Raw genomic sequence first — 16,920 nt, 5'->3', positions numbered from 1 at the left:
CCTAAAGCTATAAAAATGATTAAAAACGATTTATTTCTAAAAGCACTTAATAACGAAACCGTAGATCGCCCTCCAGTTTGGATGATGCGCCAAGCAGGAAGGTATTTGCCCGAATTTATGGCAATTAAAGAAAAGTATGACTTTTTTACAAGGTGTAAAACCCCTGAATTAGCATCAGAAATTACCGTTCAACCCATTAGAATCATAAAACCAGATGCCGCCATTTTGTTCTCAGATATTTTGGTAATTCCTCAAGCCATGGGAATAGAAGTTGAATTACAAGATAATATTGGCCCTTTTTTACCCAATCCTATCAGAAAAGCAAGTGATGTTGATAAGGTTTTTGTACCCGACATTAATGACTCTTTAGGTTATGTAATGGACGCTATTGATATGACGCGTGAAAAACTAAACAACGAAGTGCCTTTAATAGGTTTTGCAGGTTCTCCTTGGACCATCTTTTGTTACGCAGTAGAAGGTAAAGGCTCTAAAAGCTTTGACAAGGCTAAAGGATTTTGCTTTTCAAATCCAGTTGCTGCTCATTTATTATTGCAAAAAATCACAGATACAACCATACTATATTTGAAAGAAAAAGTAAAACATGGTGTAAATGCAGTTCAAATTTTTGATTCTTGGGGCGGAATGCTTTCTCCAACCGATTATACTGAGTTTTCTTGGAATTACATGAACCAAATTGTGGAAGCATTAGCAGATGCTACCAAAGTAATTGTGTTTGGAAAAGGATGTTGGTTTGCCTTAAACGATATGGCAAAATCAAAAGCTGCAGCCATTGGTGTAGATTGGACAGTTTCTCCAAAAAACGCACGATACCTAACAGGTGGAGCTAAAACCTTACAAGGTAATTTTGATCCTTCTCGATTGTTATCACCGATTCCTGTTATCAAAAAAATGGTTCACGAAATGATTGACGAATTCGGAAAAGATAATTACATAGTAAACCTTGGTCACGGAATTTTGCCAAATATACCTGTAGATCATGCAAAAGCATTTGTAGAAGCAGTGAAGGAATATGGGCAGTAAACTTAACTAACCTTTTAGGTTTCAAAAACCTTTTAGGTGTTAATATTTTCAGAGATGGATACAATTAAAGAACTTGAAAGTTGGATGTTAAATAATAACATTAATAATATTTATTTACCAAAGAATAAAAGTAATAAATATGTAACTGATATTGGAGAAGGATTAGAAGATATTCATGGATTATATGTTTGGTATTCTAATGATGAAAAAGGTAATCGAACAGATATAAAATATTTTAAATCTGAAAAAGATGCAGTTCAATTTGTATTTGAATATTTAAATCATAATGAAAAATAAATTCTACACCTACATACAAGCCCTTCAAGATCAAATCTGTTTATCCTGTTAAAAACTATCCCAATGACCAAAGAAACCGCCATAAAACTATTTGAACAAAAACAAATTCGTTCTGTTTGGAGCGAAGAAGAAGAGAAATGGTTTTTCTCTATTGTTGATGTTATTCAAGTTCTAACTGAAAGTACAATACCTAAAAGATATTGGACTGACTTAAAGAAAAAGTTAAAAATTGAAGGAAGTGAGTTATACGATAATCTCGTACAACTGAAAATGCAATCCTCTGATGGAAAATTTTATAAAACAGACGTTGCTGATACTGAACAACTTTTTCGTTTAATTCAATCTGTTCCATCAAAAAAAGCAGAACCTTTCAAACTTTGGTTGGCTCAAGTGGGAAGAGAACGAATCGACGAAATTGAAGATCCAGAATTGGGTTTTGATAGATTAATGGAAACTTATCTCAAAAAAGGCTATTCTAAATCTTGGATAAACCAACGTTTAAAAAGTATTGAGGTCAGAAAAGAATTAACAGACGAATGGGATGACAAAGGCGTTAAAAAAGGGCAAGAGTATGCTATTCTTACCGATGAAATTACAAAAGCTTGGAGCGGTTTATCTGTCAAAGAATATAAAAACCACAAAGGCTTGAAAAAAGAAAATTTGCGGAATAATATGAGTAATTTAAAATTGGTGTTGAATTTGTTAGCCGAAGCCACCACCACCGAAATCAGCAAAGAAAAAAAACCTAAAACCTTTACAGAAAATAAAAAAAATAGCCTAACAAGGCGGAACAATTGCAGGAAACACTCGCAAAGAAATTGAAGAGAAAACCGAAAAAAAAGTGGTTAATCAGTTAAAAGCTACGGATTATTTGGAAAACAAAAAAGAATTAGAATAATGAAAAACAAATTTTACGCCTACATACAAAACCTACAAGACCAAATTTGCAAAGGTTTAGAAGAAATGGACGGAAATGCCAAATTTCGTGAAGATATTTGGAAACGACCAGAAGGTGGCGGCGGAAGAACACGCTTAATTGAAAGCGGTTCTGTTTTTGAAAAAGCTGGCGTAAACATATCTGCTGTTCACGGAAAATTACCCGATTCGATGCAAAGCCTTTTTAATGTAGGCGAAGCAGATTTTTTTGCTTGTGGATTGAGTTTAGTAATTCATCCAAAAAGTCCAATGGTGCCAACGGTGCATGCCAATTGGAGGTATTTTGAAATGTACGATGATAAAAGCAATGTAATCAACAGTTGGTTTGGTGGCGGTCAAGATTTAACACCATATTACTTATTTGAAGAAGATGCTATTCATTTTCATCAAACGTGTAAAAAAGCCTGTGACATACATTCTGATGTTATTGAAAAAAACCTTTATGAAAAATACAAAAAACAATGCGATGCTTATTTCTGGAACGCGCATAGAAATGAAGCTCGTGGAATAGGCGGATTATTCTTTGATTATTGCAAAGAGTCAGAAACTGTAAAAATGGACGATTGGTATAATTTTGTTACAGAAGTTGGTTCTAGCTTTTTAGAAGCTTATTTGCCTATAGTTGAAAAACGAAAAAATTTAACCTATACTGATCAACAAAAAACCTGGCAAGAGATACGAAGAGGCCGTTATGTAGAATTTAACTTGGTACATGATAAAGGAACCCTTTTTGGACTTAAAACAAACGGAAGAATTGAAAGTATTCTAATGAGTTTACCCCCAAAAGTACAATGGGTGTATGACCATCATCCTGACACAGGTAGCGAAGAAGAAAAATTAATTAAAATACTAGAAAATCCCATAAATTGGATTGCAGATTGACCAAATGCAACTTTTTGATTGCCTTTTTCTATGACCAAATAAGCCTTTAATTTATAAATTTAAAATATACAATATGTTTCCACTAAGAAGAAATCGTCGATTAAGAACAAATGAAACTATTCGTTCATTAGTTCGTGAGACCATTATAACACCATCTGATTTTTTAGTGCCTTTATTTGTGGTAGAGGGAAAAGGGATTAAAGCAGAAATTGCATCAATGCCTAACTACTTTCGATACAGTTTAGACTTCTTAGAAAAAGAAGTAAAGGAACTTTGGGCAATGGGTTTGCAATCCGTTTTGGTATTTGTAAAAGTTCCCGATAACTTAAAAGACAATAAAGGCACCGAAGCTTTAAACGCAAATGGTTTGATGCAACGTGCCATTAAAGTGATAAAAAATGCTGTTCCCGAAATGATTGTAATGACCGATGTGGCTCTTGATCCCTATTCTATATACGGTCATGATGGAATTGTTGAAAAAGGGCAAATTGCAAATGATATTACATCTAAATTTTTAGCTCAAATGGCTTTGTCTCATGCACAAGCAGGTGCAAATTTTGTGGCTCCTAGCGATATGATGGACGGTAGAATTTTAGAAATGAGAGAGGTTTTAGAAAACGAGGGTTTTATCAATACCGGAATTATGAGTTATAGTGCCAAATATGCTTCAGCTTTTTATGGCCCTTTTAGAGATGCTTTAGATTCTGCTCCCGTAGATTTAATTGACATTCCAAAAGACAAAAAAACCTATCAAATGGATTACCACAACCGCAAAGAAGCCATTAGAGAAACCCGAATGGACATTGAAGAAGGTGCTGACATTGTGATGGTTAAGCCCGGTATTGCCTATCTTGATATTGTTAGAGAAATAAAAAACATGAGTGAAGTTCCTGTTGCGGTATATCAAGTCTCAGGAGAATATGCAATGATTAAAGCCGCTTCAGAAAGAGGCTGGCTAGACCATGATGCTGTTATGATGGAACAAATTGTAGCCATAAAACGTGCTGGTGCAGATGTAATTGCCAGTTATTTTGCAAAAGATGTGGTTCGGCTATTAAAATAATGGGGTTTTCAAGCCTCATTATTTTTAAACCTTACGCGCTTTTTTTTTACTCAAGCACCAGTTTAAATCCAACTCTTGGAATATTTTCAATTCTAACATTGGTTTCTTCTTTGATTATTTTTCGCAAACGCGATATAAAAACATCTAAACTTCTTCCCATAAAATAATCATCGTTTCCCCATAGGGCCGTTAATATTTTTTCGCGTTTTAAAACCGTATTGGGGTTGTCTAAAAACAATTGCAACAAAGCGGATTCCCTTTCGGTTAAAGTAATGTTTTTTTCGCTGCTTTTAAGAAGGTAGTTTTCGGGAGCAAAATCAAAAGAACCAAATTGATACGTTTTTTTTGATTTTTCTACTGATTTTTGACTTCTGTGTAAAAATATTTCAATTTTTAAAATCAATTCTTCAATAGAATAGGGCTTCACTAAATAATCATCTGCACCCAATCTTAGCCCTTTAATTCGGTCTTCTTTTAAGGTTTTTGCTGACAAAAACATAATTGGAACTTCCTGATTTCGTTTTCTAATTTGAGCCGCAATTTCAAAGCCATCCATATCTGGAAGCATGATGTCAAGAACGCACAAGTCAAACGCTTCATTGCAAAAAAGATCAAACGCTTCCTTGCCATTATTACAGTGCACAACATTAAAGTGCATTTCTAAATTATCAGACGTTAAAAAAGCTAAAGTTTCATCGTCTTCTACATATAAAATACGTTTTTTATCCATTAAAATCTTCTTTGTTTATTAGTATTTTAACTGAAATTCCTTTGTCTAAATTATTGATAAGAGATACTTTCCATTTGTGCAAATCACAAATTCGTTTTACATACGAAAGACCTATCCCAAAACCTTCGATGTCTTTATTATCTTGTCGCGTTACTCGATAGAATTTATCAAAAATAAAAGGTAAATCTACTTGAGGTATTCCGCTCCCGTTATCTGAAAAAATAATAGCTAATTTATGCTTTTCTTGTATAGCTTTAATTACAATTTCTGTTTCTTTACCTGCATATTTTATGGCGTTATCTAAAACGTTGTAAATAATATTATAAAAATGGAAATCGTCTGCATTTATTAAATAATTTTGATTTATTTCACTTTTAAAGTTAATTTTCTTTTGATGCTTTAGTTCAATATTTTCAATAACTAAATCTACAATGTTTTTTAAATCATTTGATGTTTTTTCGAGTACAATTTGCTTGCTATCTGTTTTAGCAACATATAAAATCTTTTCAATATGTTCGTTTAGTTTATTACTTTGATTGATTATAATTTGAATATATTTAGATAGTTTTGGGTTATCTTTTATTTCATTTTGAGTATTTGCAAAATTGGACGCAATTAATATAGAAGATAATGGCGTTTTAAATTCATGTGTCATATTGTTGATGAAATCTTTTTGCAAATCGGTATATCTTTTTTGTTTTAACATGGTAAAAACAGAGTAAACATATATAATCAATACCATAAATAAAACGAATGTAAAAATCCAATATTGTTGTAAATTGCCATAAAACGTTTTGTTTATATCTGGAAAACGAATGGCAAAATAATAAATCATTTCGTTATTTGTTGAAAAACAATCTTCGCATTTGTCAGATGTTTTACCTGTTGAAGACACATAATTTCCATATACCATTTTGTCTGATCCACAATTGTAAATGGAGTATTCAAAATCCAAATCGACATTTACCTTTTGAAATTCAATTTTTAAATAGTGTTCTAATATTTTATTTTCAAAAACATCGTCAACATTTACAATATAATAACCGTCTGAAACTTTTTTAATTTGATTGTTAAACGTTAAATTAGATTTATTATCGGTATAAATTCGCTCCACAACATCTTGAAGCGCAAAAAACAACTTACTTTCTAATTCTTTTTTTTCAAACTTTAGCGCCTTATTTATAAGTAATAATTGCATAATGATTACGCCAATAATTGCAAGAAACCCAATAAATATTACCATGTTAAACCTAGTTAATCTCATAATAGAAGTTATATTGATACAAAATTAGGATAAAAACCACCATTAACAACTCATTAACAATCATTAAAAAGTGATTAACAAATATTTTTAAATATTAAATTAGATTTGTAAAGGTAAAATTTAAAATAAACTTTAAGTATACATATTATGAAAACAATAGCTTTATCATTTGTTGCATTATTTATTTCTGTACTAACATTCGCTCAAAGTCCAGAATTTAAAACAATTCCGGCCGTTGAGCAAAACTCAACTCCTTCGTTAATAGAATGGGGAACAATTGTTCATGATTTTGGAACATTAGAAAAAGGAAAGCCCGCAACTTATGAGTTTACGTTTACAAACACAACAAAAGAAACTATTTTAGTTACAAACGTAAGACCTTCTTGTGGTTGTACCGCAGCTAATTATACAAAAACACCTATTAAGCCAGGAGAAAAAGGAATGGTAGCTGCAACTTATAATGCTGCAAGTCCTGGGGCTTTTACTAAATCAATCACAGTAACAACTAGTGATACATCTGTGCCAAAATCATTAACCATAAAAGGGAAAGTTGACGCTCCTGCTGTTGTAGAAGACGTTAAAACAATTTCAACTAAATAATACAACAACTTTTTATTATTCATCTTTTGAAAAGTAAAAAACCATCAGTTTAACTGGTGGTTTTTTGTTTTATACATATTATGAAACCACAATTAATGAAATACCTCTTAAAATTACCTGTGGATTGTGACTACCTGCTATAGTGGCATTGGTTCGTATATATAAATAATCATTTGTACAGTTGTGTTTTAAAAAAAATAGTTTTTGAACATGAAAACCTTGTTAAACAACAAAAATTATTTTATATTCTGTTTTGTTAAATTTATTTTATAACAGAAATTTTATTAAATTCGTAGGAAACAAATTTATACATGAAATTTCTTTTAAAATTCTTCAAGTGGCTTGCTGTTGTTTTAACTAGTATCATTGTTTTAATGTATATTTTTGATGTTGATTATTTGCTGCGTGCGGTTAGAACAATTTATTTTAGAGGACATACAACTGCTTTTTTAGAAGATTATACTCATTTTCCAAATAGAACAATCAAAAAAGGAACCGCTCAACCTTGGCCAATTGCATCCGATTATAATTTGATTAAAGCCACTCCTGCGTTAGCAAAAATCCACAAAGAACTTAAAACTGTTGCTTTTTTAATCATCAAAAATGACAGTCTTTGGCATGAAAGTTATTTTGATGGTTATGATAAAGATTCTAAATCTAATTCGTTTTCCATGGCAAAAAGTGTTGTTACTGCTGCTTTAGGAAAAGCCATAATGCAAGGTAAAATAATAAGTTTAGACCAAAAAATAAACACTTTTTATCCTGAGCTAAAAGGCAAATTTGCACAAGAGGTAACCGTTGGTGATTTAGCCTCTATGGCCTCAGGTCTAAATTGGGAAGAAGAATATTACAGCCCTTTGTCTATTGTAACACGTGCTTATTTTGACGATGATTTAAAAAATATTATTCTGGGATTAGAGATCAACGAAAAACCTGGTCAATCTTTTAAATACTTAAGCGGTGCTACTCAGCTTTTAGCGATGTGTATTGAAAAAGCAACGGGTGAATACCTGTCAAATTATATTTCCAACAACTTTTGGGAGCCCATGGGGTCCGAAAATGAAGCGCTGTGGCAACTAGATCATAAGCCAGACGGTATTGAAAAGGCCTATTGTTGTATTGCGTCTAATGCTCGTGATTTTGCGCGTTTTGGCAAACTCTACAAACAAAATGGAATGTGGAATGGGCAACAAATTCTTGATTCAAGTTTTGTAAAGAAATGCATTACCCCAAGATTTAAAAATAGTCCCGAATATGGGTACGGGTGGTGGATGCATTCTATTGGCGGAAAAGATTTATTTTATATGAGAGGACATTTAGGGCAATTTGTAATTGTAATTCCTGAAGATGATTTGATTATTGTGCGTTTAGGACATTTAAAAGGAGTTCAAACCGCAACTGATCCACATAGTAATGATTTGTACACCTATGTGGAAGAAGCCTATAAAATGTTAGAAAAAGAGGAAAAAAAATAAATTTTAAAGATTATGATTGAAAAAATTAACCTCAACAATATTTTATTCTTAGATATTGAAACAGTTCCGTTAGAAGCGCATTTTAATGATATTGATGATGAAACTAAAAAGCTTTGGGAACAAAAAACGCAATACCAACGAAAAGAAGATGTGTCTGCCGAAGATTTTTATGACCGTGCTGGTATATGGGCCGAATTTGGAAAAATCATATGCATCTCCGTTGGTTTTTTTCACAATAAAAGCGATATTCGTAACTTTAGAGTGACTTCGTTTTTTGGTGAAGAGAAGAAGATTTTAAAAGATTTTTCTAATTTATTGAATGAAAATTTTCATTTAACTACTCATCTTTTGTGTGGTCATAATATCAAAGAATTTGACATTCCATTTATTGCCCGAAGAATGATTATAAATGGAATTGCATTGCCAGGAAAAATAAATTTATTTGGCAAAAAACCATGGGAAGTTCCACATTTAGACACTTTAGAATTATGGAAATTTGGAGATTATAAACACTATACTTCTTTAAAATTACTAACAAAAATTTTAGGCATACCCTCACCAAAAAATGATATAGACGGGAGCGAAGTGGCTCGGGTATTTTATAAAGAAAAAAATATTGATCGAATTGTAACCTATTGTGAAAAAGATGTAATAGCTGTAGCTCAGGTATTTTTAAAAATGCGCAGAGAGGATTTATTAGTTGACAATGAAATTTTACATGTTTAACCTATAAATTTCAATACTAAATTTGCATCTTTAAGTGATCGTTAACGTTGCTATTGATTTTTATCTTTATTATTGTAGTTGCCATTGATTTAGTATATTTACAAAAAAATTATTATGGTATTAAGCAGGTTTTGGTTGGCCATTTTTATTTCTTCAATAGCTTTTGTTGTAATCAGTTTGTTTTCTGGAAACTCATACACTATTGATTTTTTATTGAATGGAAAAAAAGATGACCCTGTATTAATTTCAGAAAAATTCTTGAACGAAATTCCGTTATTCATAAAAGACAGTATTGAAAAATCTGAAGACAAAACCTATATTGTAAATATTATTACTTCAGATCCTGACACCACCTATGTTTATAAAAACAAAACCGTAAAAATATACAGCGGCCTTCAAAAGTCAGATGGGTTGTTGTCTACCGCCAAAAGCAGTTTAGTAGATTTAATTATCCCGTTGATAGCGTATTTAGCCTTCTTTTGCGGTTTGATGCAATTGCTAATAGATTCAGGAGCTTCAGAAAAATTAGCCAAAAAATTAAGTCCCGTTTTTTCTAAAATATTTCCTTCTGTTCCAAAAAATCATGAGTCCATTTCTTATATGACTTTAAATTTTGCCGCTAATTTTCTAGGGTTAGATTCAGCCGCTACGCCCTTTGGTCTTAAAGCCATGCAAAGTTTACAAGAAATAAATCCTGATAAGGACAAAGCGAGTGACGCCCAAATTATGTTTATGTGTTTGCACGCTGCTGGTTTAACATTAATTCCAACTTCCATTATTGGATATAGAGCTGCCGAAAACGCAGCCAATCCAGCAGATGTAATGTTGCCCTGTATTATTACATCTTTTGTGGGCACACTTGCCGCTTTTATTATTGTGGGTATTCGTCAAAAAATAAATTTTAAAAGTGCTTCTTTAGTTGTTACCTTAATGGTTTTGATAAGTGCAATTGTAGGGCTTTTGTTTTACATAAACAGATTAGATTTGGTAGAAAAAAACTTCTTTACCTCTAATCTTTCTGGGCTAATGTTGGTTGCAATTATTGGTTTTACACTGGTTTTTTCATTCCTAAACGAAACAAAATTTACGGCTTTAAAAACTACTATTTTTGATTCATTTGTCGTAGGGGCAAACAACGGGTTAAAAACGGGAGTAACTATTTTTCCTTATGTTTTAGCCATGCTGGTAGCCATTTCTATGTTTAGAAATAGTGGCTTATTTGATCTTATTGCCAATGGTATTTCGTTTATAGCTTCTAATATTGGGGTTAGTAAAGAAATAACGGATTCGCTTCCTGTGGCAATTTTAAGGCCTTTTAGTTCGGGAGGATCTCGTGGATTTATGATTGATGCCATGAAAACTTTTGGTCCAGACTCATTAACCGGACGATTGAGTAGTATTTTTCAATGTAGTGCCGAAACTACTTTTTATGTAATTGCCGTTTATTTTGGTAGCATAAACATGAAAAACACACGATATACATTAGGAACAATGCTTTTAGTAGACTTAATTTGTGTAATAACCGCTATATTTGTGGCAAGTTGGTTTTTTTAAAATAAAATAATAATTATGCCTTTTACAGACACTTTTCCCGATTTTTATTCAAAATTTAAAGACAGTCTTACTGATGGAACTTTTGCCAAGTTAACCTTTGCAAAAACTATAGGTAATACTGAATTGAAAAACATTTACATACGCCTTGTAATTGAAGAAGATAAGCTAAAATTAGAATTAAAATTTAGATTTCAGCAAGAAGAATTGTTTGAAATACATTCAGTTGACAGCGCTTATGATCGATTAGTTCCTTTTTTGTTTAATCCGTTTTTGTCTGTGATCCTGTTTACTACAGAGTTTGACTTGATGTATAAAATGAATAAAAAGAAAATCGTTACCTTAACTGATCAACATCCTACATTTGGGAATGCCAATATCGTTTTATTAGAATTTATGAATAATAAATAAACTTAAAAAGGCTTTGTTTTTCTTAGTTTAGCATTATGGTATTGAAATGCTAAGCGTTTTTTTTTAATAAAAAAACGAAACATTACAACAAATAGCCCGAGCCAATTTATAACGTTCTAGTTTAATGTCATTTCTGGTATTTCGCCATCAATAATTAGAGTGCCTTCGGTTGCTTTTATAATGTCTTCAACAGAAACTCCTGGCGCTCTTTCGAGCAATTTAAAACCCTTAGGGCTTACTTCAATAACGGCTAATTCGGTAACAATTTTTTTAACACAGCCAACTCCTGTTAAAGGAAGAGAGCATTTTTTTAATAACTTAGACTCACCCGCCCTGTTAACGTGCATCATGGCTACAATAATGTTTTCTGCAGAAGCAACTAAATCCATAGCTCCTCCCATCCCTTTAACCATTTTACCTGGGATTTTCCAATTGGCAATGTCTCCATTTTCTGAAACTTCCATAGCACCTAAAATGGTTAAATCTACTTTTTGACTGCGTATCATGCCAAAGCTAAATGCCGAATCAAAGAAACTTGCGCCAGGTAAAGTAGTTATGGTTTGTTTTCCGGCATTGATTACATCAGCGTCTTCTTCTCCTTCAAATGGAAAAGGACCCATACCCATAACGCCATTTTCGCTTTGAAATTCAACCGAAATATCTGTTCTAACAAAGTTGGCTACCAATGTAGGAATACCAATACCTAGATTTACATAATATCCGTCTTGAACCTCTTTTGCAATGCGTTTTGCTATATCTTGTTTTGTTAACATGGTTTTGTATTTAAAGTTTTAATACCATTTTTATATTGCATCTTTCGTAATCTGAATTTTTAACTGGAATTTCTACAAAGCCTGATTTAAGGTACAATTGTATGGCTGGTTTTAACTTGGTATTAGAATATAAAATTAACTCTTTAGCATCCATTTTTTTAGCGTTTTCTATACAACATTGCATCAATAAATTGCCATATCCTTTACCTTGTGCTAATTCGTGAACTGCCATTTTTGTAAATTCGAGCTCGTTATGTTCGTTATACATAAGAGCTACTGTTCCTAAAGGTATGTTGTTTTCTAGTACAAAATAAATATCGCCTCCTTTGTTAATAATGTGCTTTTCTGGATTTGATAAAACCTCAATGTCATAAGGCTCTGGTCTAAAATGTTTTTCTAACCAAGCCATGTTTAATGCTTTAAAAGCTTGGGCGTATTCTTTATTATATGTAACTATTTTTGTCATTTCTATAATTGAAAATTTTATATTCTAACTCTAACCGTTCTTTGCTCAATGCGTTTTTCAAAATTATTGCCTTGAAAAATACGATTTACCATGATTCCTGGAATATGTATCTGATTAGGATCGAGCATTCCTGCAGGCACTAATTCTTCTACCTCAGCAATTGTTATTTTTGCTGCACCAGCCATACACGCATTAAAGTTTCGGGCCGTTCCTTTAAAAATTAAGTTTCCGGCTTCGTCACCTTTCCATGCTTTTACAATAGCAAAATCAGCTTTATAAGCCAATTCCATTACATGCATTTTCCCGTTAAATTCACGTGTTTCTTTTCCTTCGGCTACTTCTGTTCCGTATCCTGCTGGAGTAAAAAAGGCAGGTATACCGGCCTGAGCAGCTCTACATTTTTCGGCTAAAGTGCCTTGTGGTGTTAATTCTACGTCTAATTCTCCTGAGAGCATTTGACGTTCAAATTCGGCGTTTTCTCCTACATAAGAAGATATCATTTTTTTAATTTGCCTTTTTTGCAGCAATAATCCCAATCCAAAATCATCTACCCCTGCGTTATTTGAAATACAGGTTAAGCCTGAAACATTCATTTCTACTAACTTAGCAATGCTGTTTTCTGGGATACCACAAAGCCCAAAACCACCTAACATTAGTGTCATGTTGTCTTGTATTCCTTGTAAAGCTTCGTCTACATTATTTACTTTTCTGTTAATCATTGTTCTTATAAATTTAGATAAATATATAAAAAAAACACCTTTAAAAAAAGGTGTTTTGTAAATTTAAAATTCTAAATCTCCTATATCGGGAACAAGAGCTTCCGTGGAGTCTATTTCTTTTTTTGGTGATCCACAATCTACTTTAATAGACATGTTTTCTGGTCTAGGGAAATTTTCTTTAGAGATGTTTAATGATTTATCGTTATAACATTTATCCATAAAAATACCCCAAATAGGTAATGACATGGTAGCACCTTGCCCATAAGCTGTGTTTCTAAAATGGGCTGAACGATCTTCATTTCCAGACCAAATACCACAGGCTAAATTAGGTACCATACCCATAAACCATCCATCTGCATTATTTTGTGTTGTACCTGTTTTACCTGCTATTTCGTTTGTAAAAGCATATTTATAACTAGCAATCCCTGATGAACCTCCAAAACGCAATCTTCGTCCTGTTCCCGACTCAACAACTCCTGTCATTAATTTAATAACAGCATAAGCTACATCTTTATTCACAACGTCTCTTGTTACAGGTATAGATTGATAAATAACGACTCCGTTTTTATCCTCAATACGCATTACTATTTCGGGTTTTATATATTGTCCTTCGTTTACAAATGTACTCATGGCGGCCACCATTTCTTCAACTGTAATTTCTACCGCACCAAGAGCAATTGCAGGTCTTGACGGAATATTTGATGAAACCCCTAATTTATGAACTAAATTTATTACGGCATCTGGGCCAACCCTATCCATTAATTTGGCAGAAATTGTATTCACAGAATTTGCTAAAGCTGTTTTTAAATTTATTAATCCTTTGTGTTTTCCGTCAGAGTTGTTTGGTGTCCATGGCGTAAGCATGCCCCAACGGCCTGTTTTTATAGTATAAGGGGCGTCTATTATAGAATCACAAGGCGACATGCCTAATTCATTAATAGCCGTTGCATATACAAAAGGCTTAAATGTAGAGCCCACTTGTCTTGCGCCAACACCTACATGATCATATTGAAAATATTTTTGATTTATACCCCCAACCCAAGCTTTAACAAAACCAGTTTGAGGCTCCATTGCCATTAAGCCCGACTGAATAAAATGCTTATAATAAATAATAGAGTCACGAGGTGTCATGATCGTATCGCGCTCACCATTCCATGTAAAAACTTTCATTTTTGTTTTAATATCAAAAGATTTTAATATTTCATCTTCTGATTTGTTTGCGTTTTTTAATAACCTCCAACGTTCCGAATTTTTCATTGCACGCTTTATGATGCTATTAGTTTCTTCATCATTGAGATAAACAAAAGGAGCGTTTTTCTTTCCTTTTGCAAGTTCAAAAAATTTCTTTTGCAGGTTTTTTAAATGTTCTTGTACGGCCTCTTCTGCATATTTTTGCATTTTAGAATCTATGGTTGTATAAATTTTCAAACCATCTTTATGGATGTCATAAGTTGTACCGTCTGGCTTTGGGTTTTCTTTTGTCCATTTTTTCAAATAATCGCGCAAATATTCTCTAAAATAAGTAGCAATTCCGTCGTTGTGATTTTCAAGTTTAAAATCTAACTCAATTGGCATGTTCTTTAGATCGTTAAATTTTTCTTGGCTAAGGTGTTTGTTTCGAACCATTTGCCCTAAAACAACATTTCTTCTTATGGTTGCTCTTTCTTTAAATCTATTGGGATTAAAACGTGATGGATTGGTAAGCATTCCTACTAAAACAGCGCTTTCTTTTGTTGTTAATTCTTTTGGCTTTTTATTGAAATAAATGGATGAAGCTGATGAAATTCCAATAGCATTGTTCACAAAATCTACTTGATTGAGGTACATGGCTATTATTTCTTGCTTGGTGTATTGACGTTCTAATTTTATTGCAATAATCCATTCTTTTACTTTTTGAACAATTCGGACTACAATATTTTTTGAACCATCGCTTCCGTGAAATAAGTTTTTTGCGAGTTGCTGGGTAATGGTGCTGGCCCCTCCGTCTTGACCTAATTTTACAACGGCTCTTAATAAGCCTCTTACATCAATTCCTGCGTGTTCATAAAACCGTTCGTCTTCTGTATCTACAAGTGCGTTTACTAGATCTAATGGCAAGTCTTTAAACTTAACAGGAACCCTGTTTTGATAGGCAAATTTTCCAATAGTTTTGCCATCAGATGAAATGATTTCTGAAGCCGTATTAGAATTTGGATTTTCTAATTCGTCAAATGTGGGCATTTCACCAAAAAAACCCCAAATAGCCAAAAAGAAAAATGCTATAATGGCTATGATCCCATAAAAAAATAACGTCCAAAACTTTTTTATGTATCCAGAAAAATCTTCTTTAGGTGATTGCTTTGCATTTGCCATATTCTAAATTATTTTTTTTCAATTCTAAAACCGATTTCTGTTATACCATCTAAAGTATCAATGCCATTAGTTTTTCCGTTTTCACGGTTGGCTTGTTCAATAGAAAAAGAATATTTGCCTGATTTTTGAAATTTAAAATTTTCTTTATACCAAAGTTTATTGCTTTTTGTAGCGGCTATTCCTTTGCCCAATAACGTTCCGTCTGGATTTGCCATCAAATACTCTAAAGTATCCACTTTAACTTCATCATTAGGCTGATCTAGTTTTACAATTACAAATAAATTATTAAATGGGTAATCGTTATTGTTTCTAACATTGATAAACATGTTATACAGATTGATGGTGTCTTTTTGTTCAAAAGAAAATTCTATGATATCTGCATTTGTCCATTTTCCATCTAATGAAACATAATCATCAAAAAACCGTGTGTCATCGCATGAGCTAAATAAAACTATAAAAAATAAAAGAATTAGTTTATTGGCCTTTTGGTTCATTGGGCTTCTTTTTAAAATTTCTTTTTTTATTGTTATTCTTGTTTTTGGGTTGGTCAAAACGAGTTAAACTGTCTTGTCCTACAACATTTTGATATGTTTTTTCAACCAAGGGAACAACTTCTATTACATAATCTTCTAATGAAGTAGCTCGTTCTTTTTTACTGTTTATTTCTAATATTTCTTTTACTTGAGATACAGGTAATACATGCCAGTGAGCAGAATTATTTGCATAAGAAAACCACATTAATTCTTTAAAAATGTCTATTTTTTGACAAAAAGCATCGCCTTTTTCGGTATATAATTTAGTTTCCATATCTGGAATATGCTTTAATGCATCTAAATAAGTGTCTAGTTCAAAATTTAAACAACATTTTAATTTTCCACATTGTCCTGCTAATTTTTGTGGGTTTAACGATAATTGTTGATAACGAGCTGCTGATGTGTTTACACTTCTAAAATCGGTTAGCCAAGTTGAGCAACACAATTCTCTTCCGCATGACCCTATTCCTCCAAGACGTGATGCTTCTTGACGAAAACCTACTTGTTTCATTTCGATTCGGATGCTAAATTCGCGAGCAAAATCTTTAATTAATTGTCTAAAATCTATACGATCATTTGCCGTATAATAAAACGTTGCTTTTGATCCATCTCCTTGAAATTCAATGTCAGAAATTTTCATTTCTAACTTTAAACTTATGGCTAATTCTCGGGCTTTTACTTTTATTTTTTCTTCTTTTTCACGACAGTCAGACCAAATATCAATGTCTTTTTGAGTTGCTTTTCGATATATTTTTGCCAAATCACCATCAGGATTTTCACTTTTTTTCTTCATTTGAACTTTTACTAATTCTCCTGTAAGTGAAATAATACCAATGTCATGACCAGGTGAAGCTTCTGTAGCAACCACATCGCCAATTGAAAGTGTTAGTTTTTCTGTGTTTCTAAAAAACTCTTTTCTGCCGTTTTTAAAACGTATTTCAACAGCGCTAAAAGGCTCTTGTCCTCCTGGCAAAGCCATGTTTGACAACCAATCAAAAACCGTTAATTTATTGCAGCTATCGGTGCCACAAGTCCCATTATTTTTACATCCTCTAGGTGTGCCGTCTTTGGCGCCCGTGGAACAGTTTGTACATGCCATAA

At 32.6% G+C, this 16,920-nt stretch carries 18 protein-coding genes; 10 read left to right on the top strand and 8 right to left on the bottom strand.

The window, feature by feature from the left end:
• The first annotated feature begins 15 nt into the window (after positions 1 to 15).
• The 5 genes from hemE (at position 16) to hemB (ending at position 4,219) form a co-directional block, all read left to right on the top strand.
• Positions 16 to 1,041 carry a uroporphyrinogen decarboxylase gene (gene hemE / locus AABM47_RS03415; RefSeq protein WP_338409524.1) on the top strand — a complete coding sequence of 342 codons (1,026 nt, stop codon included), beginning with the start codon at positions 16 to 18 and terminating at the stop codon, positions 1,039 to 1,041.
• Between the two features lie 54 nt (positions 1,042 to 1,095).
• Positions 1,096 to 1,338, top strand: a complete 243-nt coding sequence (locus tag AABM47_RS03410) for a hypothetical protein (protein ID WP_338409523.1) — start codon at positions 1,096 to 1,098, stop codon at positions 1,336 to 1,338.
• A 63-nt stretch (positions 1,339 to 1,401) separates the two neighbouring features.
• The gene (locus tag AABM47_RS03405) at positions 1,402 to 2,160 is read left to right on the top strand and encodes a Bro-N domain-containing protein (protein WP_338409522.1); all 759 of its coding nucleotides are present in this window, start codon (positions 1,402 to 1,404) and stop codon (positions 2,158 to 2,160) included.
• Positions 2,161 to 2,235: 75 nt separating this feature from the next.
• Positions 2,236 to 3,156 carry an oxygen-dependent coproporphyrinogen oxidase gene (gene hemF / locus AABM47_RS03400; RefSeq protein WP_338409521.1) on the top strand — a complete coding sequence of 307 codons (921 nt, stop codon included), beginning with the start codon at positions 2,236 to 2,238 and terminating at the stop codon, positions 3,154 to 3,156.
• A gap of 73 nt (positions 3,157 to 3,229) precedes the next feature.
• Complete coding sequence (gene hemB, locus AABM47_RS03395) at positions 3,230 to 4,219, top strand: porphobilinogen synthase (protein WP_338409520.1); 990 nt, start codon at positions 3,230 to 3,232, stop codon at positions 4,217 to 4,219.
• A 46-nt stretch (positions 4,220 to 4,265) separates the two neighbouring features.
• Here hemB and AABM47_RS03390 read toward each other — a convergent pair whose 3' ends face one another.
• Together AABM47_RS03390 and AABM47_RS03385 are read right to left on the bottom strand one after the other, a co-directional pair.
• Positions 4,266 to 4,949, bottom strand: coding sequence for a response regulator transcription factor (locus AABM47_RS03390; RefSeq protein WP_338409519.1), 684 nt, complete (start codon positions 4,947 to 4,949; stop codon positions 4,266 to 4,268).
• Positions 4,942 to 6,192 (bottom strand): HAMP domain-containing sensor histidine kinase, encoded by a 1,251-nt coding sequence (locus AABM47_RS03385; protein WP_338409518.1) that lies wholly within the window; start codon positions 6,190 to 6,192, stop codon positions 4,942 to 4,944. Before AABM47_RS03385 ends, AABM47_RS03390 begins: the two co-directional genes overlap by 8 nt.
• A 168-nt stretch (positions 6,193 to 6,360) precedes the next feature.
• Here AABM47_RS03385 and AABM47_RS03380 point away from each other — a divergent pair, with 168 nt between their 5' ends.
• The 5 genes from AABM47_RS03380 (at position 6,361) to AABM47_RS03360 (ending at position 10,976) form a co-directional block, all read left to right on the top strand.
• On the top strand, positions 6,361 to 6,813 hold the full coding sequence (locus AABM47_RS03380) for a DUF1573 domain-containing protein (protein ID WP_338409517.1): 453 nt from the start codon (positions 6,361 to 6,363) through the stop codon (positions 6,811 to 6,813).
• Positions 6,814 to 7,124: 311 nt separating this feature from the next.
• The gene (locus tag AABM47_RS03375; protein WP_338409516.1) at positions 7,125 to 8,288 is read left to right on the top strand and encodes a serine hydrolase; all 1,164 of its coding nucleotides are present in this window, start codon (positions 7,125 to 7,127) and stop codon (positions 8,286 to 8,288) included.
• Between the two features lie 12 nt (positions 8,289 to 8,300).
• Positions 8,301 to 9,014 (top strand): 3'-5' exonuclease, encoded by a 714-nt coding sequence (locus AABM47_RS03370; RefSeq protein ID WP_338409515.1) that lies wholly within the window; start codon positions 8,301 to 8,303, stop codon positions 9,012 to 9,014.
• Between the two features lie 114 nt (positions 9,015 to 9,128).
• Complete coding sequence (locus tag AABM47_RS03365) at positions 9,129 to 10,568, top strand: nucleoside recognition domain-containing protein (protein WP_338409514.1); 1,440 nt, start codon at positions 9,129 to 9,131, stop codon at positions 10,566 to 10,568.
• A gap of 15 nt (positions 10,569 to 10,583) precedes the next feature.
• The gene (locus tag AABM47_RS03360) at positions 10,584 to 10,976 is read left to right on the top strand and encodes a hypothetical protein (protein WP_338409513.1); all 393 of its coding nucleotides are present in this window, start codon (positions 10,584 to 10,586) and stop codon (positions 10,974 to 10,976) included.
• A gap of 116 nt (positions 10,977 to 11,092) precedes the next feature.
• On the opposite strand, the gene AABM47_RS03355 is transcribed toward AABM47_RS03360, so the two are convergent.
• From AABM47_RS03355 to ricT, 6 genes are all read right to left on the bottom strand, one after another.
• Positions 11,093 to 11,749 carry a 3-oxoacid CoA-transferase subunit B gene (locus tag AABM47_RS03355; protein WP_338409512.1) on the bottom strand — a complete coding sequence of 219 codons (657 nt, stop codon included), beginning with the start codon at positions 11,747 to 11,749 and terminating at the stop codon, positions 11,093 to 11,095.
• A 10-nt stretch (positions 11,750 to 11,759) separates the two neighbouring features.
• Positions 11,760 to 12,215, bottom strand: a complete 456-nt coding sequence (locus AABM47_RS03350; protein WP_338409511.1) for a GNAT family N-acetyltransferase — start codon at positions 12,213 to 12,215, stop codon at positions 11,760 to 11,762.
• A 17-nt stretch (positions 12,216 to 12,232) separates the two neighbouring features.
• Positions 12,233 to 12,934, bottom strand: a complete 702-nt coding sequence (locus tag AABM47_RS03345) for a CoA transferase subunit A (protein ID WP_338409510.1) — start codon at positions 12,932 to 12,934, stop codon at positions 12,233 to 12,235.
• Between the two features lie 63 nt (positions 12,935 to 12,997).
• A complete protein-coding gene (locus AABM47_RS03340; RefSeq protein WP_338409509.1) occupies positions 12,998 to 15,286 on the bottom strand; it encodes a transglycosylase domain-containing protein in 2,289 nt (762 codons plus the stop codon).
• Positions 15,287 to 15,294: 8 nt separating this feature from the next.
• The gene (locus AABM47_RS03335) at positions 15,295 to 15,780 is read right to left on the bottom strand and encodes a gliding motility lipoprotein GldH (protein WP_338409508.1); all 486 of its coding nucleotides are present in this window, start codon (positions 15,778 to 15,780) and stop codon (positions 15,295 to 15,297) included.
• A complete protein-coding gene (gene ricT / locus AABM47_RS03330) occupies positions 15,761 to 16,918 on the bottom strand; it encodes a regulatory iron-sulfur-containing complex subunit RicT (protein WP_338409507.1) in 1,158 nt (385 codons plus the stop codon). Before ricT ends, AABM47_RS03335 begins: the two co-directional genes overlap by 20 nt.
• Positions 16,919 to 16,920 lie beyond the last annotated feature (2 nt).

The organism is uncultured Flavobacterium sp. (genome assembly GCF_963925415.1).
Classification (GTDB): Bacteria; Bacteroidota; Bacteroidia; order Flavobacteriales; family Flavobacteriaceae; genus Flavobacterium.
Note: the sequence above shows the minus strand (reverse complement) of the source record. Positions and strands in the feature narration are given on the sequence as shown.